19 protein-coding genes and 4 pseudogenes are annotated in these 19,276 nt (G+C 69.8%); 13 read left to right on the top strand and 10 right to left on the bottom strand.

Annotated elements, in window-relative coordinates; all coding sequences use genetic code 11:
- Positions 1-142: 142 nt before the first annotated feature.
- From ABT254_RS42625 to ABT254_RS42610, 4 genes are all read left to right on the top strand, one after another.
- Positions 143-1,315, top strand: a complete 1,173-nt coding sequence (locus ABT254_RS42625) for a sensor histidine kinase (protein WP_351482998.1) — start codon at positions 143-145, stop codon at positions 1,313-1,315.
- A complete protein-coding gene (locus ABT254_RS42620; protein ID WP_351482996.1) occupies positions 1,290-1,952 on the top strand; it encodes a response regulator in 663 nt (220 codons plus the stop codon). The genes ABT254_RS42625 and ABT254_RS42620 overlap by 26 nt, the downstream gene beginning before the upstream one ends.
- Before the next feature lie 179 nt (positions 1,953-2,131).
- Positions 2,132-2,476: a PadR family transcriptional regulator gene (locus ABT254_RS42615; RefSeq protein WP_351482995.1), complete on the top strand. Its 345-nt coding sequence runs from the start codon at positions 2,132-2,134 to the stop codon at positions 2,474-2,476.
- Entirely contained in the window at positions 2,473-3,309 is an 837-nt protein-coding gene (locus ABT254_RS42610; RefSeq protein WP_351482993.1) for an HD domain-containing protein, read from the top strand. Before ABT254_RS42615 ends, ABT254_RS42610 begins: the two co-directional genes overlap by 4 nt.
- Positions 3,310-3,746: 437 nt before the next feature.
- Here ABT254_RS42610 and ABT254_RS42605 read toward each other — a convergent pair whose 3' ends face one another.
- Complete coding sequence (locus ABT254_RS42605) at positions 3,747-4,352, bottom strand: dihydrofolate reductase family protein (RefSeq protein ID WP_351482991.1); 606 nt, start codon at positions 4,350-4,352, stop codon at positions 3,747-3,749.
- Between the two features lie 487 nt (positions 4,353-4,839).
- On the opposite strand from ABT254_RS42605, the gene ABT254_RS42600 reads away from it, so the two are divergent.
- Entirely contained in the window at positions 4,840-6,600 is a 1,761-nt protein-coding gene (locus tag ABT254_RS42600) for a S8 family peptidase (RefSeq protein WP_351483035.1), read from the top strand.
- Between the two features lie 321 nt (positions 6,601-6,921).
- On the opposite strand, the gene ABT254_RS42595 is transcribed toward ABT254_RS42600, so the two are convergent.
- From ABT254_RS42595 to ABT254_RS42580, 5 genes and pseudogenes are all read right to left on the bottom strand, one after another.
- Positions 6,922-7,821, bottom strand: a complete 900-nt coding sequence (locus ABT254_RS42595) for an SIR2 family NAD-dependent protein deacylase (RefSeq protein ID WP_351482989.1) — start codon at positions 7,819-7,821, stop codon at positions 6,922-6,924.
- The gene (locus tag ABT254_RS42590) at positions 7,818-8,753 is read right to left on the bottom strand and encodes a protein-ADP-ribose hydrolase (RefSeq protein ID WP_351482987.1); all 936 of its coding nucleotides are present in this window, start codon (positions 8,751-8,753) and stop codon (positions 7,818-7,820) included. Before ABT254_RS42590 ends, ABT254_RS42595 begins: the two co-directional genes overlap by 4 nt.
- A 130-nt stretch (positions 8,754-8,883) precedes the next feature.
- On the bottom strand, positions 8,884-9,000 hold the full coding sequence (locus ABT254_RS46635) for a hypothetical protein (RefSeq protein WP_450752501.1): 117 nt from the start codon (positions 8,998-9,000) through the stop codon (positions 8,884-8,886).
- On the bottom strand, positions 8,997-9,209 hold the full coding sequence (locus ABT254_RS42585) for a MoaF-related domain-containing protein (RefSeq protein WP_351482985.1): 213 nt from the start codon (positions 9,207-9,209) through the stop codon (positions 8,997-8,999). Before ABT254_RS42585 ends, ABT254_RS46635 begins: the two co-directional genes overlap by 4 nt.
- A gap of 31 nt (positions 9,210-9,240) precedes the next feature.
- A pseudogene (locus ABT254_RS42580) lies at positions 9,241-10,003 on the bottom strand (nuclear transport factor 2 family protein).
- Between the two features lie 374 nt (positions 10,004-10,377).
- On the opposite strand from ABT254_RS42580, the gene ABT254_RS42575 reads away from it, so the two are divergent.
- The 3 genes and pseudogenes from ABT254_RS42575 (at position 10,378) to ABT254_RS42570 (ending at position 12,867) form a co-directional block, all read left to right on the top strand.
- Positions 10,378-11,286, top strand: coding sequence for a helix-turn-helix transcriptional regulator (locus ABT254_RS42575; RefSeq protein ID WP_351483034.1), 909 nt, complete (start codon positions 10,378-10,380; stop codon positions 11,284-11,286).
- A 7-nt stretch (positions 11,287-11,293) separates the two neighbouring features.
- A pseudogene (locus ABT254_RS46630) lies at positions 11,294-11,827 on the top strand (IS701 family transposase); the annotation flags it as partial.
- 602 nt (positions 11,828-12,429) lie between these two features.
- The gene (locus tag ABT254_RS42570) at positions 12,430-12,867 is read left to right on the top strand and encodes an ester cyclase (RefSeq protein ID WP_351482983.1); all 438 of its coding nucleotides are present in this window, start codon (positions 12,430-12,432) and stop codon (positions 12,865-12,867) included.
- A gap of 7 nt (positions 12,868-12,874) precedes the next feature.
- Here the strand turns inward: ABT254_RS42570 and ABT254_RS46625 are convergent.
- The 3 genes and pseudogenes from ABT254_RS46625 to ABT254_RS42560 form a co-directional block, all read right to left on the bottom strand.
- A pseudogene (locus ABT254_RS46625) lies at positions 12,875-12,964 on the bottom strand (YnfA family protein); the annotation flags it as partial.
- A gap of 78 nt (positions 12,965-13,042) precedes the next feature.
- On the bottom strand, positions 13,043-13,792 hold the full coding sequence (locus ABT254_RS42565) for an SDR family oxidoreductase (protein WP_351482982.1): 750 nt from the start codon (positions 13,790-13,792) through the stop codon (positions 13,043-13,045).
- 160 nt (positions 13,793-13,952) lie between these two features.
- Entirely contained in the window at positions 13,953-14,858 is a 906-nt protein-coding gene (locus tag ABT254_RS42560; RefSeq protein WP_351482980.1) for an AraC family transcriptional regulator, read from the bottom strand.
- Between the two features lie 149 nt (positions 14,859-15,007).
- Here ABT254_RS42560 and ABT254_RS42555 point away from each other — a divergent pair, with 149 nt between their 5' ends.
- From ABT254_RS42555 to ABT254_RS46620, 3 genes and pseudogenes are all read left to right on the top strand, one after another.
- Complete coding sequence (locus ABT254_RS42555; RefSeq protein WP_351482978.1) at positions 15,008-15,325, top strand: putative quinol monooxygenase; 318 nt, start codon at positions 15,008-15,010, stop codon at positions 15,323-15,325.
- 102 nt (positions 15,326-15,427) lie between these two features.
- Positions 15,428-16,396: an alpha/beta hydrolase gene (locus ABT254_RS42550; RefSeq protein WP_351482976.1), complete on the top strand. Its 969-nt coding sequence runs from the start codon at positions 15,428-15,430 to the stop codon at positions 16,394-16,396.
- 93 nt (positions 16,397-16,489) lie between these two features.
- Positions 16,490-16,675: pseudogene (locus ABT254_RS46620) on the top strand (hypothetical protein); the annotation flags it as partial.
- A gap of 97 nt (positions 16,676-16,772) precedes the next feature.
- On the opposite strand, the gene ABT254_RS42540 reads toward ABT254_RS46620, so the two are convergent.
- Positions 16,773-17,648, bottom strand: a complete 876-nt coding sequence (locus ABT254_RS42540) for a LysR family transcriptional regulator (RefSeq protein WP_351482974.1) — start codon at positions 17,646-17,648, stop codon at positions 16,773-16,775.
- A gap of 122 nt (positions 17,649-17,770) precedes the next feature.
- On the opposite strand from ABT254_RS42540, the gene ABT254_RS42535 reads away from it, so the two are divergent.
- Together ABT254_RS42535 and ABT254_RS42530 are read left to right on the top strand one after the other, a co-directional pair.
- Positions 17,771-18,769, top strand: a complete 999-nt coding sequence (locus ABT254_RS42535) for an NADP-dependent oxidoreductase (RefSeq protein ID WP_351482973.1) — start codon at positions 17,771-17,773, stop codon at positions 18,767-18,769.
- Positions 18,766-19,167, top strand: coding sequence for a nuclear transport factor 2 family protein (locus ABT254_RS42530; RefSeq protein ID WP_351482971.1), 402 nt, complete (start codon positions 18,766-18,768; stop codon positions 19,165-19,167). Before ABT254_RS42535 ends, ABT254_RS42530 begins: the two co-directional genes overlap by 4 nt.
- Positions 19,168-19,276 lie beyond the last annotated feature (109 nt).

The raw sequence follows: 19,276 nt of genomic DNA, 5'->3' as shown, positions 1-19,276 counted from the left end.
TACGGCCGCCGACGCCGAGGTTCGTCGCCACGGCGCTCCGCGGCATCGGCTCGCGGGCCGCGGATCCGTCAGCCCCAGGGCGGAGTGACGCCCCGTCCTTTCGGCCGATGCGCACCGCGGCGCGGTCCCTAGGCTGAGAACCGTGCTCCGAGACGACCTGCGAAGCCTGTGGACCGAACCCCGGCCGCCCGACGCGCCCGCCCGGGTGTGGCGGGACTGGGTACTGCTCGCCGCGGGCTTGGGCGGTGTGGTGCTGGAGGCCACCCTGCGCGAGAACGTCGTGTGGCGGCCGGTGGCGGTGGTGTTGGCCGTCTGGCTGTGCGTGCTGCCCCTGTGGCGCCGGACCCGCCCGCTGGCGGTGGTCGCGCTGGCGTTCGGCTCGGTGATCCTGCTCCAGATCGCCTCGCTGGTCGCCGCGCCGCGCGAGCACGTCGGCCTGAACATCGGCGCGGTCGTGGTCGTACTGGTGTATGCGCTGCCCCGGTGGGGATCGGGACGGGAGATCGTGCTGGGCGGCGCGCTGATCCTCGCGGCCTTCGCACTGTCGGTCGTCACCGAGGAAACCCCGGCCGCCGATCAGGTGGGGGGCTTCGTCTTCCTGCTGCTGCCCGGCTTGATGGGGGCCACCGTGCGGTTCCGGGTGACCGCCCGCGAGCGGCAGTTGGAGCAGGTACGGTCCCGCGAGCGCGAGCAGCTCGCCCGGGAACTGCACGACACGGTGGCCCACCACGTCTCGGCCATCGTGATTCGCGCCCAGGCGGGCCGGGTGCTCGCGGGCACCGACCCGTCCGCCGCCGTCGAGGCGCTGGAGGGGGTCGAGGAGGAAGGGGCGCGCACGCTGGAGGAGATGCGAGCCATGGTCGCCGCGCTGCGCGACCGCGGGGCCGGCGCCGAGCTGGCGCCGCCTGCCGGTGTCGTGGATCTGGAGCGCCTGGTGCGCACCCCGGGTGGTCGCCTAAAGGTCGACCTGGGGCTCGACGGCGAACTGGACACGCTGCCCCCGGCCGTGGACGCGGCCGTCTACCGCATCGTGCAGGAGTCGGTGACCAACGCCATGCGCCATGCGGTCAACGCGACCGAAGTGGTCGTACGGGTCACCGCGGAACGGCACACGGTACGGGTGAGCGTGCGAGACAACGGCCAACGCACCGGCCGAGGCCGTGCCGGATACGGACTTGCCGGACTGCGCGAGCGCGCTGACCTGCTCGGCGGCACACTACAAGCCGGCCCCGGCACCGACCAGGGCTGGCACGTCGAAGCCGAGCTGCCGAGAGGGAGGACCGAGAGCGGTGCCCATCCGCGTCCTCGTCGCTGACGACCAGACCATCATCCGCACCGGGCTGCGGATCATGTTGAACGCCCAGCCCGGCATCGAGGTGGTCGGCGAGGCCGCCGACGGACAGGAAGCGGTGCGTCTGGCCCGCGAACTGCGCCCCGATGTCTGCCTGTTCGACATCCGCATGCCCGTGATCGACGGGCTCGAGGCCACCCGGTCGGTCGCCGGCCCGGGCGTCGCCGACCCGCTGGCCGTGGTCGTCATCACCACGTTCGACCTCGACGAGTACGTCTACGGCGCGCTGCGTGCCGGCGCCCGCGGATTCCTGCTCAAGGACACGGGACCAGACCTTCTGGCCCAGGCCGTACGGTCGGCGTCCGACGGTGAGGCGCTCATCGCGCCCAGCGTCACCGTCCGTCTGCTCCAGGCATTCTCGGACCTGCCCGCCGGCCGGCCCGCGGCCCAGCCGGTCTCCCCCGTCACCGCCCGCGAGGAGCAGGTGCTCCTCGCCGTCGCTCGCGGGCTGACCAACACCGAGATCGCCGATGCACTGCACATCAGCCTCAGCACGGTGAAGACCCACCTGGCCAGCCTGATGGCCAAACTCGGCGCCCGCAACCGGGTCGAGATCGCGATGTGGGCCTACGAAACGCGCCGCATCCTCCCCGGAACCTGAGCCGGGTGCCGGGCCATGTTTCGGGGTGCGGGTTGGGAACCGGCGCAGCAACGCGGGGCTTTCACGCTGTGCTGCCTGGGGGGAGTGGTTGACGTCGACGGGCAGTACCGGGACGCCGGGGCGGCGGGCACCACGACAAGCTCTAGACAGGCCATATATGGGCTATGTAGAGTACGAGCATGGCTAGTCTGCGAATGACCCTGCAGACCCAACTGGTGCTGCGGGCCTTGCTGGAAGACCCCGCCAAAGAACGCTACGGCCTGGAGCTGTGCGAGCTGGCGGGACTGCCGTCGGGCACGATCTATCCGATCCTCGCCCGCCTGGAACAAGTCGGCTGGGTGGACAGCACCTGGGAAGACCCCTCCGTACACGAGGAAGCCGGCCGCCCGCGCCGTCGCTTCTACCGGATCACCGAGGACGGTGCCGAGCAGGCACGGGACGCCCTCGCCCGCGCCTACCGCGCCCGCAAACAGCCCCTGCCGGGCTGGGCCGCCCGCCCGATCGCCGACGGGGGAGTGTCATGAGGGCGGGGCGCCGGTTAGCACCCCGACCGAGCAAGCGCCGCTCCGCCACCCCGTCCCTGGACGACATCCTGGCCGTCGTCCGTAAGCACCACCCGAACGCCGACACCTCGCTCATCCGGCACGCCCACGATGAGGCCGCCGTCTGGCACGCGGGCCAAACCCGCCGCAGCGGCGACCCGTTCCTCACCCACTGCATCGCCGTCGCCGCCATCGTCGCCGACATCGGCATGCCGGCCCCCGTGATCTGCGCGGCTCTGCTGCACGACGTTGAGGACAGTCCCTGCCCGCCGGGCCGCGTGGCCGAGCACTTCGGGCAAGAGACCGCCGATCTGATTGCAGCCGTCCGCACCGCCAAGCTCAGCACGTTCCCACTCACCGCCCTCCGCTTCGGCACAGCGAGGCCGGCGGCGCTCCAGCCCACGCGTGAGGAGGCCGTGCTGGCCATTCGCCTTGCCGACCGGCTGCACAACTTGCGCACCATCGCGTTCGTCGCCCCGACCAGGCGCTACCGCGTCGCCCGTGAAACCCTCGATGTCATCGCACCGCTGGCCCGCGCGGCAGGTTTGACCGACGTAAGCCGGGAACTGCACGACCTCTCCTCGGGCGTCCTCCAGCCCACATCCACCGCCGCGGTCACCACACGCACGCTGTCCATGCTGACCCTGCTGCTTCCCACCCCGACACGCGCACGGTGGCGCGAGGAATGGCACGCCGAAATCGCCACCCTCACCACCCGCCGCACCCGCACTTGTTTCACTCTCCGAGTCCTGCTCAGCACACCCAGGCTGTCGTGGACACTGCGCCGAACAGCCTTCCGGGAACGACCATGGTGAGCACCGCGGCCCGCATCGGCAGCGTGCTGGGTGCGGCGGCCGCTTTCGCCATCGCCACGGCCCGTGGCGGTCTGTCCGCCTGGACGGCCGGAACTCTCACAGCAGGCATGCTTGTCCTGGTCGCGGTCGTCCTGTTCATCCCCAGCGAGACACCAGCCCGTCGACTGGGCCAGCTGATCCAGGCATGGCGCGCCCCCGCCGAAGTTTCCGTCAGGCCTGAGCCGGTCCAGCCCCCTGCGGCTCCATCCCAGTTTTCTCCAGACGGCAGATGACGGGCGGCCCCAGTCCCGCGAGATGCGAGCTGCCGTTCACCACTTGCTTTTGCGAGCCAGAGCCGCAATCCACGGCAGGTAGGGCTGCACGGCGTGTGCTGTTGGCCGCGGCCGGAGGCAGGGGCATGGATGGTGGTGTGGTCCGGGCCGGGGGAGGGGGCGGTGTCACGCGTGGGTGCTGAGCGGGGGGTGTTCGAGTGCCTGGGGTTTGTACTCGACCAGTTGGATGCGGTCGTCGAAGGTGCGGTGCTCGGTCATCTCCAGGGCGATGTCGGGGTAGCCGTCGTAGATGCGTTCCTGGCCGGTGGCTCCGGTGATCACGGGGAACATCACGACGCGGAAGCGGTCGACGAGTCCGGCTCGGAGCAGGGACCGGCACAGGCTGAGGCTGCCGATCGTGCTGAGGAGCCCCGTGCCGCTCGACTTCATGGTGCGGACAGCGTCGACGGCTTCGTCGCGGACGAGTGTGGAGTTGGCCCATGTCAGTGGCTCTTTGAGTGAGGTGGAGAACACCACTTTGGGTGCTTGTGTGAGCTCGTCGACGGAGGCTTCTTCTTCGGGCCTGAACTCGTCCTGGCCTTCCGGCAGCTCGCCTGCGGCGAAGCCCGACATCAGGCGGTAGGTGTTGGCTCCCATCAGGTAGGTGGCCCGGGGCTGGTCACCGAGCCATGCGAGGTACTCCGGGCCTTCCAGGCCCCAGAAGCCGGGCCATCCCTCTGCTGAGGCGTAGCCGTCGAGGGAGGTGATGAAGTCGACGAGAAGCTCGGACATGACGGCGTCCTTTCCTGGGGTGTCACGAGTCTGGACCGTCCCGGAGCCGCAAACTCATCGGCCACGCTGTGGAGCATCGAACTCGACGCCCCCTACGACCAGCAGCAGCCCGCACCGCCGCGTGATCCTGCGCGTTGACGAATCCTGGACCTGGAGTCGCTGAACGAGCCGGTCACCGCGCCCCCGTCGGCGTCGATCACGGCGTGCCCATCGCTCCCCATCGCCCGCCACCGCGGCGAACTCCTTGGCATCCCGTCTGCGAAGCCCCCTGCGCCCGCGCCGCCGCGTCGGCACACAGGACGTCGCTTTTCAGCCATGCCTCCACAACGTCCCTGTACGGAAAGGTACTTCCGTACGCGGGCATGCACCTGACATCTTGCTCCCACCACTCGTTTCGTACGGCCCGGCCGGTGCCATAAGCGCGGCCGGGCCGTCTTCGGAGGACGCATTGATACCCCACATATTCAGCCGACAGAGACGCACGCTGGTGCTGGCGGCCACGCTCGGCGCCACCCTCGCGTTCGGCGCCCCGGGCGCCCTCGCGGGCACGCTCCCGGTCGTCCCCTCCACCGCGCAGGCCGCCAAGGCCCACGCGTCGGCCGCCACGCCGGCTTCCCAGAGTGCGGCCTGGGTGGCCGGCACACGTGCCTACCTCGTGATCACCACCCCCGGTGACACCTCGGCGGTCCGCTCCGCGATCGCGGCCAACGGCGGCACCGTCTTCTCGAGCTTCGACGCCATCGGCGTGATCGTCGCCCACTCGGCGTCCAGCACCTTCGCCGCCACCATGCGCGGCGTCGCCGGCGTGCAGCAGGTCGGCGCCACGCGCACCTCGGACGTCCCGGCCGATGCCTACAACCCGGCGCTCCCGGCCAATCCGGCCCAGTCCACGACGCCGGCCGGAGAACCGGTCCGGGCCGACATGAGCCAGATCAAGGCCGACCAGGCCTGGGCCGTGAACCCGGGCTCCGCCTCCGTCACCGTCGGCATCCTGGACACCGGCGTGGACGACCAGCACCAGGACCTGGCGCCCAACTTCGACGCGGCCGACTCGGTCTCCTGCGCCTACGGCAAGCCCGACACCCGTACCGGTGCTTGGCGGGACGTCGACACGCACGGCACCCACGTGGCGGGCACCATCGCCGCGGCCAAGAACGGCAAGGGCGTCGTCGGCGTGGCCCCCGGGGTGAAGATCGCCGCGGTCCGGGTCGCCGAGCCGGGCAACTCCTTCTTCTTCGCCGAGAACACCATCTGCGGCTTCGTCTGGGCCGGTGACCACGGCTTCAAGGTCACCAACAACAGCTATTACACGGACCCGTGGCAGTTCAACTGCCCGGACAACATCGACCAGGCCGCCATCATCGAGGGCGTCAAGCGCGCCCAGGAGTACGCCGAGAGCAAGGGGTCCCTCCAGATCGCCGCGGCGGGCAACGAGAACTACGACCTCGCCCACAAGACGACCGACTCCGCGAGCCCGAACGACTCGACGCCGGTCACCCGCACCATCACCAACGCCTGCCTCGACATCCCGACCGAGCTGCCGGGCGTGGTCACGGTCGCGGCCAACGGCACCGGCGTGACCAAGGCCTCGTTCTCCAACTACGGCCAGGGCGTCATCGACGTCGCGGCGCCGGGCAGCAACGTGTACTCCACCGTCCCCGGCGGCGGCTACGGCACCAAGAGCGGCACCTCGATGGCGACCCCGCACGTGGTCGGCGTCGCCGCCCTCATCGCCAGCGCCAACCCGGGCATCACCCCGGCGCAGATCCGCGCCAAGCTGGCCGAGCAGGCCAACGACATCGCCTGCCCCTCGGACAGCCGCTGCACGGGTACGACGGCCAACAACTCGTTCTTCGGCGAGGGGCAGGTCGACGCGCTCAAGGCCGTCGCGGCCACGCCGCCGCCCGGCAAGTACTTCGAGAACCTCACGGACTTCGCCATCAACGACAACACGACCGTGGAGAGCCCGATCGCCGTCACCGGTGTGACCGGCAACGCCCCGGCCACCCTCAAGGTGGGTGTGGACATCAAGCACACCTACATCGGTGACCTGAAGGTCGACCTGGTGGCGCCGGACGGCACCGTCTACACGCTGCACAACCGCGCGGGCGGCAGCGCCGACAACATCGCCCAGACCTATACCGTGAACGCCTCCTCGGAGGTCGCCAACGGCACCTGGAAGCTGCGCGTCAACGACAACGCCGCCTCCGACACAGGCAAGATCGACGCCTGGAACCTCACCTTCTAGCGCAGCGCTCTGCAACGCCCGCATACAGTACGGGGCGAACTGCCGGGCGGCAGACGGAACATGGGCCTCGGCGGCGGTGTACGCCGCAGTCGGGGCCACCATGCCGGAGACGTCCAGGAAGGCCGCGGACGGCCTGGAGAGGCATGCAGCTGACGGACGCCTATGACAGTGGAGGTCTGGTGCCTTCTGCCGTAGGCGTTCGTGTGGGGCCGCACTCGTCCAAGGAGAAGACGACTTCAAGCTCGCCGTCCTCGGCCATGATCTCGCCGTCGGGAATCGCGCAAAAGTGCTCGATGCGGGCCTTCTTGGCCGCGTATCCAGTCATGAGGTCACCGTAGGACCGGCCGGGGCCTGCGGCGCGATGAGTGCGTCGAGCAAGTGATCGGCGCCGGCGGGGACTGGCAGAGCCCGTCCTGCCAGGTCGGAGGGGATGTCGGGGTCGGTGGGGTTGACGCGGACCAGGCGGGCCCGGGGGAAGTGGCGGGTGAGATGCTCGCCGGGGTGGCGGATGACGCCGGGGGTGTTGAATCCGGCGCCGAACTCCAGGATCAGGAGGCGGGCATCGGTGGGGGCCTCGTTCAGCCACTTCTGCAGACGCCGGCCTGTGGGGAGGTAGGGGGCTTCGACGAACTCGGGGCCGATGCGGACGTTGATCTCGACCTCGCCGCCGCAGTTCGGGCAGCGGGGCAGGGCGTCGGAGTCGGTGACGGCGCCGGTGTCCGGGTCGTACGCGGACAGGAGCCGGTCGATCACCGGCTTGCTGTCCCACGTGGTGGGGGTGCAGGGGGTCGTGCACTGGTAGCGGCCGTAGTCGCCCTGCGGGGTGAAGACCCGGTCTGCCGCGAAGCCGTTGCGGGGGAAGAGGGCGTCGACGTTGGAGGTCATCACCCAGTGGTCCTTGTCCCCGACGAGTGTGCGCAGCCGCTGGTAGAGCGGGTTGGGGGCGGGGCTGTAGCGGATGTCGTCGATGTGGACGGCCCAGTATCCCCACAGCAGGGCGGGCGGCAGGGGCAGGCCGACGAGATAGCGGGAGCGCAGGCCCAGGCGGTACAGGGCGGGGAAGAGTTCCTGGAAGCGGTCGGTGTCGCCGTAGTCGTAGCCGGCCGCGGCGCTCAGTCCGGCGCCGGCTGTGATGAGTACGCGGTCGGCCTCGGCGAGCCAGGAACGGACCGTGTCGGCCTGGGCTTGAAGGGCGTGGGGCTGGTGGTTCGTCTGGTTCATCGGGTGGTGGCCCCTTCGGTCAGGGCGTCGAGGTAGGCGGCGCGGTCGTCGGGCGCGTACACGTTGAAGATCACGCGGTCCAGGCGTCCGGGGTGGGCGTCGAGCCAGTCGGCCACCGTGTCCAGGGCGATGCGGGCCGCGGGCCACTTGGGGTAGCCGAAGACGCCGGTGCTGATGCCACAGAACGCCACCGTGCGGATGTCCTCCACCTCGGCGGCGAGGTCGAGGCAGGCCCGGTAGGACGCGGCGAGGAGGCGCTCGTGCGTCGCGTGCAGGGGGCCGTCGACGATGGGACCGACGGTGTGCAGGACGTAGCGGGCGGGCAGGTGGTAGCCGCGGGTGATCTTCGCGGTGCCGGTCGCCTCCGGGTGACCCTGCCGGGTCATGATCGTGTGGCAGTCGTCGCGCAGGCGGGGGCCCGCCGCGCTGTGGATGGCGTTGTCGATGCACGGGTGCTGCGGGACGAAGCAGCCGAGCATGGCGCTGTTGGCGGCGTTCACGATCGCGTCCGCGCCGAGCGTGGTGACGTCGCCCTGCCACAGCACCGTACGTTCCGCGGCCGGATAGGCCGTGGCCGTGTCGGGAAACTCCTCGGCGATGCAAGGAAGGTGGTTCGAGTCCGTCACGGTCCTGGCCGCGCGCTCTCTGCTCAGTAGGGCGTCCAGCAGCTCGGACGCATCCGCCGGAAGCGGGCCCGGTCGGCGGACGGTGAGCACCGCGCGCAGCAGGCGTCGGGCGGTCACGTCGTCGAGCCGGTCCGCGTCGCCCGCTCCCAGGCCCGCCGCCGTCGTGGCCGGGTCCTTGCTCAGCGCGGACAGTACGGCACGGACCAGGTGCGCCGGGCGTGCGGCCGGGGCGCCGGTCGGCCGGAACGGCTCGTCCAGGGCTATCGCGCCACGGTAGGCGTCGAGCGGCAGCGGGGTGACATGCACGATCGTCCTCCAGGCAGTGGGGGTGGTGCGTCAGGCGGGCGGCCTCGTGAACCGGGCTGTCGGGCCGATGGGCGCCGCCAGTGCCCTTAGGGCATGGCGAGAGGGCACGGCGGCGCATCGGGGGACGGATTCAGGCGGGCTCGAGGGTTCCGGTGTGGAGCTCGGCAACCCGGCCGGCGCCCTCCTGGTAGGTCCAGAAGGCGTGGACAGTCAGGGCGTCCAGGTTCATGACGTGGGTGACTGTCATGCCGGACTCCTCGACCCAGCCGACCATGAACTGGCCGGGGCACCGAGCGCGGCGGTGTGGAGCCTGACCGTCTCCGACGCGCCCTTGGTCGGCCCTTGCAGCGTCTCGTAATGCAACGTGGTGCCGTCAGCCGCGTAGGTGTTGCGGAAGGCGACTCCGTTGTCGACCCGGAAGACGAAGGTTCGGCCGACGTAGGTGTGTGTGTTCATGCTGCTCTTTCTCACGTGTGACCCGGGGGTGTCAGAACAGGCCGTTGGTGTGGGGAAGTTCGGCCGGGATCGGGGCGATGACGTCCCAGTGCTCGACGATCTTTCCGTCGGCGACGCGGAACAGGTCGTAGTAGGCGACCGGGACACCGAACTCGCCTTCGGACTGGGTCAGGACGAAGTCGCCCTCGGCGATGACCTTGTGGACCTTCGTGTAGACGAGGTTCTTGCCCTGCTCGGCCCACTGCGCGGCGGCGGCGCCGAAGCCGTCCAGGCCGTCGGCGGCTTCCGGGTTGTGCTGGGCGTACGTCTTGGTGGAGATGTAGTCCGTGAGGACCGAGTAGTCGGCGCCGACCAGGACCTTCTGCGCGAACTCGGTGACCAGGGCCCGGTTGGCCTCGGTCCTGGCGGGCTCGGCCACCTCGGTGGGGCCGTCGGTCTGCGAGCGGCCGGAGGCGGTCGGGGAGACCACCGGGGTCAGGGGCGTCCCAGTGTTCTGCCAGCTTGCCGTCGGCGTCGACGCGGAAGATGTCGAAGCCGACCAGTGGGTCCGGGCCGAAGCCGTGGTACGTGCCGTGCAGGGCGACCAGGTCGCCGTCGGCGATGACCCGGGCGCCCTCGTAGCGGAAGTCGTCACCGAGGGAGGCGACCAGCGCGCGCAGGGCCTCGGGGCCGTCGGCGGCCAGGGTGCTGTGCTGCGTGTAGTCGGCAGCGACCCAGCGGTCGACCGCGGCGGGGTCCTTCTTGCCGAACAGTTCGCCGGCGGCCGTCAGGACGGTGTTCTTGGCGTCGCTCATGACAATTCTCCTTGTGGAGCAGGGGGTTGGGGTGGAAGTGGGTCGGGGGAACGCTCCGGCGAGGCACTGGTCGAGCGCCGCGGTCAGTGATGCGGCGGTGGATGCCGCACCGCCCAGCCGGCCCGCGCCGTGCGCGGTGTGCAGCAGCCTGGGCGAAGGACCGCAGGGTCGGGCCGAAGCCGTAACACCCCGTAACACCAGGGGCAGTACGCGTCGAAGGCATGCGTCAGCCGGGCACTCTCTGTTGTGGCCATCGCACGCCTCCTCCCATACGGCTCTTATGCTTTTCCGACACTCGGTGCGGTGCCGTGTGAAGCGATACCTCCAAGCTACGAGGCAGAACCGAGGGAAATTGGATACGCTGGCGACACATGATGGCCAAAAAGCGACATGATGCGCACGTGGATGCCAGGGCGGAGATCCGCGAGATCGCCTTCACAGCGCCTGCCGGCACGCCTGCGGGGGTCGAGGTCCTGTCCCTGGCCGATCTGCGCCACCGTGCCACCGCGGCCCAGCTCGCGGCACCGCACCGGCCGGACTTCCACCACCTGCTCACCCTCACCGGCGGCACCCTGTGGCACACCGTGGACTTCGCCGGCTACGCCCTCGAACCGGGATCCTGGCTCTGGGTCCGCCCCGGCCAGGTCCACCAGTGGGGCGACCTCACCGGCGCCGAGGGAACCCTGATCCTGTTCCGCCCGGACTTCCTCGACGCGGCCACGGCCGAGGCCGCCCGCACCCAGGACCCGCACGCCCCGGTCCTGCGCCTCCCGCTACCCGACGACGCCACGGCCCTGCGCCTCGCCGCCGAGCACCTCGCCATCGAGTTCCGCGCACTCGGACACCTGCCCCTGGACGTCCACACCGCGGCCCTGCGCCACCTGCTGGCCGTCCTCGTGCTGCGCCTGACCCACCTGACCACGCCCGCCGGCTCGCCCGCCCCCGAGCCCGACCCCACTTACCTGCGCTTCCGCGACGCCGTCGAACGGGACTTCGCCCGCACGCGCCGCGTGGAGGACTACGCCCGGACCCTCGGCTACTCGCCCCGCACACTCTCCCGCGCCACCCTCAGCGCCGCGGGACTCGGCGCCAAGGAGTTCATCGACCGCCGCGTGATCCTGGAGGCCAAGCGCCTTTTGGCCCACAGCGACCACAGCGCCGCCCGCATCTCAGACCATCTCGGCTTCCCCAGCGCGACGCACTTCAGCAAGTTCTTCCACCGGGGCACCGGGCAGACCCCCATCGCCTTCCGCGACACGGTCCGCGGACACTCCGCGCGGTGAAGGGGGCCGCCTGGTCGTAGCCACCACCGACCCAGCCAGCCTGCCGGGCAAGGCCACCTGGTATCTGGCCGCCAACCCACCCCACCCGACGCACCCCACGCCGCGACCAGCCCGCACCCGCCGGCCGACCTCGGGGAGACCGTCCGCCTCTACAGCCTGCGGCCGTGGATCGAGCAGAGCTACAAACAGGTCAAGGACGAACTCGGTTGGGCCGACTTCCAGGTCCGCTCCGACCGCGCCATCCGCCGCCACAGACCCTGGTCAACTGCGCCTTCTCCTTCTGCTGGGACCGATGGTTCGCTCCACCCGGACCTCTGAACGCCACTGCGCCGGACCCCTGTCCGACGAGGGGCCAGAGAGGGGGACCGGCCCCGTCCCACCGGCCCCAACAGCCCTGCGGGCCCAGGGGCTTACGCGCCATCCGTTCCTGGCCTACCCCCGTCATCACCCTCAATCGCTGGTGGCGAGCCTGGACGGACAAGGACCCACCCTCCGAGCTCCAGGCCCTGATCGACGCGATCAGCACCGGACACGGCATTGACCTCTACCGCCGGATCTAACGAACTACCGGTAATCCCAGGCCTCGACCAGGCGCGGGCCGGGCCGACACCTCACGAGCCGTTCGTGGCACCAGCGCACCGTGCGGGTCTCGGTCTGCGCAGGAGCTGAAAGGCTCGCGTGCTGAAAGAGACACCGTGCGGTGGTCTCGTGCCACAAGTGTCAACTAGCATGCGGAAGTTGAGGTTCCATGGGTGGCGCCGGAGGTGCCGATCTACGTTTGGGCCTGACCGGCCGGTGACTCCAAAGGCATACCTCCGACGCCAGGGGCAGCCGGACCGGCGCGCAGATCCTTGTCGAGGGCCAGGACCCGGATCGCCTGGACCTCGCCTTGGCGGGCACCTGGCCCGCCACCGCGGGCCGACGCAGTAGATCGGCCGCGACCTGGGCGGCCCCCCCGGTCGTCGGCCGCGAGTGACCATGGGCTGTCCTCTTGCGTGGTCCGGTGGGGACCGTCGGATGCCTGTCCGGCCAGGACAGGCGGGCCGGGCGCGTGGACGGGTTGCGGTCGGGTTCTGCGGTGGGCCTCGGCGGGGCTCCGGTGGGACGATGGGATGGGTGATCCTTCAGCTCGGGAGGTGAATCATGGGGCAGGCACGTGAGGTCATGGACCGGCTCACGGAAGCGGTCACCACGCACGCGGACCCGAAGACCATCGGTGAGCTCTACGCAGCGGATGCGGTCGCGTTCACCCCTGACGGCGGGGAGATCCACGGGCGCGACAGCATTGCCGAGTACTGGCGTCAGATGACGGACGCGATCCCGGAGGGGTCGTACGAGTCGGTGCACTCGTACGAGATCGGGAACACGGCGATAGACGAGGGGTTCTTCAGCGGCCGGAACACCGGGCCGATCCAGCTGCCCTCGGGGGACACGCTGCCTCCGACGCAGAAGGAGGTCAGGATCCGAGGGGTGGACCTGGCCACCGTCGACGAGGACGGGCGGATCGCGGACTACCGGCTCTACTTCGATGAGATGGAGTTCCTGGGGCAGCTGGGGCTGCTGCCCGACGAGCCGTCCTGAGGGCGGTTCATGGGCCCCTCGGCACCCCCATGATCACGGCCGTGCCGGCCAGGCAGATCAGTGCGCCGGTCACGTCCCGGCGCTCGGGGTGAGCGCCGGACGGCGAGCCGACCCGGTGCGTGGGCGCGGGGCCGGCTCCTGGTGTGAGTGCGGCGTGGCCTTGCCTGCTGGCTGATCACTTCGCCTGGGAGAGCGAGACCGCGTCGGGGCCGGCGGGGAATCGCAGCTGGCCGGTCGTGTCGTGCACGGCTCGCCACACTGTCTCGGCGACGTCGCTCTTTTTGGTGAACAGGTCCTGGCCCGTGAAGTCGCCCATGGCCTTCTTCGCCCATGGTGCGTAGGGCGCCGGGACCAGCTCGTCCAGCGAGGCGCCCTTCGTCGCGTTGGCCGCGAAGTTCGTCGTCAGGCAGGCGCCCGGCTGGACCGTCTTCGCCTGTACACCGAAGGGCGCGAGCTCGAGCGCGAGGGATGCGGTGAAGCCCTCGATGGCCATCTTGCTCGCCTTGTAGACGGCCGAGAGCGGCATGTGGCCCAGCACCACGCTGGATGTCACGTTGACCACTACACCGGAGCCGCGCTCGCGGAACTGGGGCAGCACTGCCTGCGTCGTCGCCATCACGCCGAACGTGTTGGTCTCGAAGACCTCCCGCACTCGGGCCATGGGGGTTCCCTCGAACACGCTGATCGAGGGGACGCCCGCGTTGTTGACCAGGACATCGATGGGCCCGGCTGCCTCGAACGCGGCGGTGATGCTCTCGGGCCTGGTCACGTCGAGCTCGATGACGCGGAGGCGGTCCGACTCAGGCAGGACGCCTGGACGCGGCGTCCGCATCGTGGCGATGACGTTCCACCCCTGCGAGTGGAAGTGGAGGGCGGTCTCCCGCCCGTACCCGGATGAGGTACCAGTGATCAGAACTGTCTTCATGTTGTGCCCCTTTGATGAGGTGGTGGGATCCATACGGGTGGACAGGTATTTTCCTGCTCCACGGGAGAACCGGTGATCCCATTGAATCGTTCTGACCTGCGGAGATAGTAGAACTATCCTCGCTACTCCTTGCACGATCCTCCAGTAAAGCCCACCCGGCTCAGGGCAGGAGACCTGCCGGTGCACGCACGGCCTGACGCAGGCGGGCGGCGTCCTGGCTGGGGGGCGCGCCGAACTGGCGGCGGTATTCCCGGCTGAACTGCGACGGGTTGTCGTAGCCGACGCGGTGGCCGACCCCGGTGACGTCTCCGGGGTGGGTGGCGAGCAGCAGCCGGGCCTCCTGGAGCCGGATCTGCTTCTGGAACTGGATGGGGCTCATCGCGGTCACCGCTTGGAAGTTGCGGTAGAAGGCGGAGACGCCCATGCCGGACTGCCGCGCCACGTCCTCGACCCGGAAGGGCTGCGCGTAGTGCTCGCGGATCCAGCGCACGGCCCGCGAGATGTGGCTGAGGCTGCTGTCGGCCAGGCCGAGCTGGCGGACCGTCGCACCCTGCTCGCCGGTGATCAGACGCCACAGGATCTCGCGCTTGACCAGCGGGGCCAGTACGGCCCGGTCGCGGGGCTCGTCGAGCAGGCGCAACAGCCGGACCACCGCGTCCAGCAGCGCGGCCGGAGCGTCACTGACGGCGATCCCCGACGGCGCGCCCCCGCTGCTCCGGGGTGCGTCTCCGGGCCCGGCCTCAAGCAGCAGCTCGGCAACGGCGGACGGTTCCAGGACGAGACCGAACCCCAGCGCCGGCTGCTTGGGGTCGGCCTGGGTGAACTGCCCTGTGACAGGCAGATCGACGGATGCGACCAGATATTGCCCGGGCCCGTACTCGAACACCCTCTCACCCAGGGCGAGGCGTTTGGCGCCCTGTGCGATGACCGCCAGGACCGTGCCGGACATCGAAGGCGCCGGCGGATCAGGGCGGTCGACCTTCGAGATGAGGACGCCGTTGACAGCGGTGGTCCAGTCGGGCCGCGCATGGCGGGCCAGCAGGGTGCGGAGTTCTTCGAGGTACATGCGTCCATTGCAGCACCATTCCGCGCAGCGGTTCCCAAAGTCGCGAGGATCGTGCAAGTACGAACGAGTATCGGTCTAACGTTTCCGCAGGTCAACCCGCTTGAATGGAATCACCCCACTCCATCACCGAAGAGGAAGAGAGGGAATCCATGATTGCCCACTACGGCTTCAGCGCCACCCTGACTGCCAGGCCCGGTATGGGCGACCAGCTCGTCGACCTGCTGCTGACCGGACTGAACGAGGGCAGCCCCGGCGCCAGCGAATACTGCCTCGTCTACCTCGTCTCCCGCTCCGCGTCCGACCCCGACGTCGTCCACGTCGCCGAAGGCTGGACCAGCGAGAAGGACCACCACCGCGTCTTCGCCGGAAAGACCGCTCAGGCCATCGTGGCGCAGATCGACCCGCTGCTCGCCAAGGACTCCGAGTACACCGACTACGTTCCGGTCCGCGGCAAATCCGCCCTCTGACTCGCCGAAACCCCAACCCCCGGCCTCTGCCGCCTCGGTGCCCACCGAGGTGGCCCCCGTCCTCGCCCGACCGCCCCGCCGCCACCCACGAGAGGCATCACCATGACCACAGCACGCCCCTCACTCGACCCCGAACTGCATGAACTCCTGGCCGACATGCCGCTGATGTCCCAGCTCAGCCCGGAAGTGCTGGCGCAGGTACGCCCCTTCTCCTCGATGCCCGTCGAACCCCTCCTAGAAGGTCGCGGTATCGACCGGCACGAGCTCACCGTTGCGAGTCCGGACGGTACCCCGATCCCCTTGTCCGTCTTCAGCCCCGTGAACCGCGATCGGACCGCCGCCGCACCCTGCGTCTACTGGATGCACGGCGGCGGGATGGTCATGGGCGACCGCTTCTCACAGATCGACATCCCGCTGGAGTGGCTCGGCGAGTTCGGCGCCGTCGTGGTCTCCGCCGACTACCGGCTCGCGCCCGAGTCCACCGGCACCATCCCGGTCGACGACTGCTACCAGGGACTGCTCTGGATCGCCGACCACGCCGCCGAACTGGGCATCGACCCCGCCCGGATCATCGTCGCCGGCGCCAGCGCGGGCGGCGGCCTCGCCGCCGGCGTCACCCTGCTGGCCCGCGACCTCGGCACCCCGACGATCGCCGCCCAAGTCCTGATCGGCCCCATGCTCGACCACCGCAACACCACCACCTCCAGCCTCCAGTACTCGAACGGGCCCGGCGTCTGGACCCGCGAGATGAACGGATTCGGATGGCGCTGTCTCCTCGGCGACCTCACCGACGACGAGGTACCCGCATACGTCTCACCCGTCCTGGCCGACGACCTTGCGGGCCTGCCGACCACCTACATCGACACCGGCTCCGCCGAAGTCTTCCGCGACGAGGACACCGACTACGCCACCCGCATCTGGGCGGCCGGCGGCCAGGCCGAACTCCACGTCTGGGCAGGCGGCTTCCACGGATTCGACGCCCTGTACCCGCAGGCACCCATCTCGGCCACAGCCCGCCGGACCCGCACCGCCTGGCTCGCCCGGCTCCTGTCCACGAACCCCGCCGCATAGGTGAAGTCGACGAGTTTCGGTTGTCCGCTCCAGCCTTGGCTAGGACCTCAGCGTCTTCTGTCTCCGGGCGCGAGCAGGCTGGTGACCTCGGCGATCGCCTCCGCCGAGGGGTGGAATCAGCGCCGTACGCTCCCGTCCGAGCAGGCCGCTACCACCGCCCTCGACACCGCCTGCCGTCTGCTGCGGCTGCCGTCGATCCGCCACGAGTTCGCCGAGACCGCCGACAGGGCGGCCAAGGACCAGATGACCTACCGCGGCTTCCTCCCTGAACTGCTGATGGCAGGACGCCCACCCCATCATCGACCCGGCCACCGTGAACACCTCAGCTGCTGCGAGTGGATCAAGGAGGGAAGCCAAGCGGGTCGGCTGGTCTCGGTCAGGCTGCCGTGGCGGTCAGGACGGTTTTGGCGGCCAGCCGGAGATTCCTGATCAACGGATTCCGGTCGCCCTTGCGGCTGACCAGGACGACCTGGCTGGGGGGAGCACCCTCGATGGGGATGGTGACGAGGTCGGGACGCAGTGAGCTACGCCGATCGCCGACCGGTAGCACGGCGATCGCCCTGCCACTCGCGACGAGTTCGAGCTTGTCCTCGTAGCTCTCGATCGGCGGCACGCCGGCCCCGAGGATCCGGTAGGAAGCCCAGTCCGCGGTCTCGAACGCGCACGGCGCCGCCTCCTCCCCGGCCAGTTCTTCCGCGGTCACCGACGCGCGGTCGGCCAAGGGATGGCCGCTCGGGACCACGAGCATCCGGGGCTCTGCGTACAGCGGGGTGGTGAACATGTCGTCGGCGGCGAGGGGCAGCGGGGCCCGCGCGATCAGGGCGTCGACGCGCTTGTCGGACAGTGCGCCGACGTCGCGGCAGTTCAGATGCCGGGTGGCGATCTCAGCGTTGGGGTGACGGTGGCGCAGTTCCCGCACGGCGGCGGTGATCACCAGGTCTTCGACGTAGCCGATGGTGATTCGTTCGGTCCGGGCTTGTTCACGGACGGCCAGTTCGGCCTGGCGGGCGGCCTGCAGCAGGGCTTGGGCCCGGGGGAGGAATGTCTGGCCGGCCGGAGTGAGCCGGGTGCCCTGCGGGGTGCGGTCCAGCAGTCGTGTGCCGAGATATTTCTCGAGTCGCTGGATCTGGCGGCTCAGCGCCGGCTGGGCCACGTGCAGGTCGGCTGCGGCCCGGCCGAAGTGCTGGTGCGCCGCCACCACGGTGAAGTAGCGCACCAGCCGCAGTTCCAGGTCCTGTCCGAGATCGTTCACCCTTGCAGGGTACGCGTCATGCCGTTTCGGAATGATCTGGTTGCCGAACCGGTCTTGGACGGCCCTGTCGTCCCGGGCTTTGACTGAAGGAGCAATGTTTCCCCGAGAAAGCGGCAGGCGCGATGAAGGCGATCCAGTTCCACGAAGCGGGCGGGCCGGAAGTTCTGCGGTACGTCGAGGTGTCGGTTCCCGAGATCGGTCCGGGCGAGGTGCTCGTGCGGGTGCACGCGGCGGGCATCAACCCGCCGGACTGGTACCTGCGTGAGGGAATGAAGGTCATGCCGGCCGAGATGAGGCCGGTGCTGGAGTTCCCCCTGATCCCCGGAACGGACATGTCGGGCGTGGTCGAGGCGGTCGCTCCGGACGTGCGGGGGTTCGCCGTTGGTGACGAGGTCTTCGGCATGCTGCGGTTCCCCGGATTCGACGGCCGGACGTACGCCGAGTACGTGGCCGCGCCGGTTTCTGACCTGGCGCACAAGCCGGTCGGTATCGACCACGTTGAGGCGGCCGGGGCGCCGATGGCCCTGCTGACGGCCTGGCAGTTCCTGGTTGATCTCGGCCACGACGTGCCGTCTCCCTTCACCGGCCAGGTGCACCAGCCGGTGCCGATCACGCCAGGGATGACCGTGCTGGTCAACGGGGCCGCTGGGGGAGTGGGCCACTTCGCGGTGCAATTGGCGAAATGGAAGGGGGCACACGTCATGGCGGTGGCCTCAAGCCGGCACGAGCAGTTCCTGCGCAAGCTCGGCGCCGATGAGTTCATCGATTACACCACGACGCAGGCCGCGGACGTGGTCAGCGGCGTCGACCTGGTGATCGACACCGTCGGTGGCCCGGACAGCGCACGCTTCCTGAGGGTGCTCAAGCGCGGCGGCACGATGCTTCCGGTGTTCTTCGCCCAGTACGACCCGGAAGAGACGGCGCGTCTGGACATTACCGTCTCGAACATTCAGGTGCGTTCCAACGGCCCCCAGCTCGCCGAGATCGGGCGCCTGTTCGACGAGGGCAAGCTCCAGGTCGGGGTGGACAGCACCTACCCGCTGTCCGAAGCGGGCAGCGCACACACGCGAGCCGCGCAGGGCCACATCCAAGGCAAGATCGTGCTGACGGTGGCCTCGTGATCGCCGAACCCCAGCAGACGGTGGCGCACTACGCCCACGCCCTGGACGAGCTGAATGTGCCCGAGCTGGAAGCGGTCCTGACCGAGGACACCACCTGGACCTTCACGATGCCCGGACAGGGAGTGATCGGCCCGGTCGCCGGACGCGCGGCGGTGCTCGACTTCATCCGTGACGGGCACACGGCCCAGACCGGAAGGGTGCGGCATCACCTGGGCAACGTCGTGGTCACGACGACGGACGCCGCCACCGCCGAGGTGCGGGCCTATCTGCTGCAGACGAGGAACACCGGCGAGAGCATCCAGATGATCTCGACCGGGGTCTACACGTTCAGCCTGCGACGGTCCGACGGTAGGTGGCGGATCGCCGAGCTCGCCCTGACGCTGGACAACGCCCCATAGGGCAAGGCCAGGCAGTGCGCCCGGCGATCATCGGATGCCTGCCGACGGCGCCCGGCTTGGGCCGACGACGAACAGCACGGCCCTGTCCAGGGTGACGGTCAGCCGGCTG

The organism is Streptomyces sp. NPDC001137, assembly GCF_040298885.1.
Taxonomy (GTDB): Bacteria; Actinomycetota; Actinomycetes; order Streptomycetales; family Streptomycetaceae; genus Streptomyces.
This window is presented reverse-complemented; position numbering and strand designations above follow the sequence as displayed.

Bases quoted from the DNA above. Each gene is read 5' to 3' on its own strand.
- ABT254_RS42570 (WP_351482983.1), top strand. From the start codon at position 12,430: ATGGGGCAGGCACGTGAGGTCATGGACCGGCTCACGGAAGCGGTCACC.
- ABT254_RS42555 (WP_351482978.1), top strand. From the start codon at position 15,008: ATGATTGCCCACTACGGCTTCAGCGCCACCCTGACTGCCAGGCCCGGT.
- ABT254_RS42605 (WP_351482991.1), bottom strand. From the start codon at position 4,352: ATGTCCGAGCTTCTCGTCGACTTCATCACCTCCCTCGACGGCTACGCC.
- ABT254_RS46635 (WP_450752501.1), bottom strand. From the start codon at position 9,000: ATGACAGTCACCCACGTCATGAACCTGGACGCCCTGACTGTCCACGCC.
- ABT254_RS42535 (WP_351482973.1), top strand. From the start codon at position 17,771: ATGAAGGCGATCCAGTTCCACGAAGCGGGCGGGCCGGAAGTTCTGCGG.
- ABT254_RS42550 (WP_351482976.1), top strand. From the start codon at position 15,428: ATGACCACAGCACGCCCCTCACTCGACCCCGAACTGCATGAACTCCTG.
- ABT254_RS42595 (WP_351482989.1), bottom strand. From the start codon at position 7,821: ATGAACCAGACGAACCACCAGCCCCACGCCCTTCAAGCCCAGGCCGAC.
- ABT254_RS42560 (WP_351482980.1), bottom strand. From the start codon at position 14,858: ATGTACCTCGAAGAACTCCGCACCCTGCTGGCCCGCCATGCGCGGCCC.
- ABT254_RS42610 (WP_351482993.1), top strand. From the start codon at position 2,473: ATGAGGGCGGGGCGCCGGTTAGCACCCCGACCGAGCAAGCGCCGCTCC.
- ABT254_RS42615 (WP_351482995.1), top strand. From the start codon at position 2,132: ATGGCTAGTCTGCGAATGACCCTGCAGACCCAACTGGTGCTGCGGGCC.
- ABT254_RS42575 (WP_351483034.1), top strand. From the start codon at position 10,378: ATGGCCAAAAAGCGACATGATGCGCACGTGGATGCCAGGGCGGAGATC.
- ABT254_RS42565 (WP_351482982.1), bottom strand. From the start codon at position 13,792: ATGAAGACAGTTCTGATCACTGGTACCTCATCCGGGTACGGGCGGGAG.
- ABT254_RS42585 (WP_351482985.1), bottom strand. From the start codon at position 9,209: ATGAACACACACACCTACGTCGGCCGAACCTTCGTCTTCCGGGTCGAC.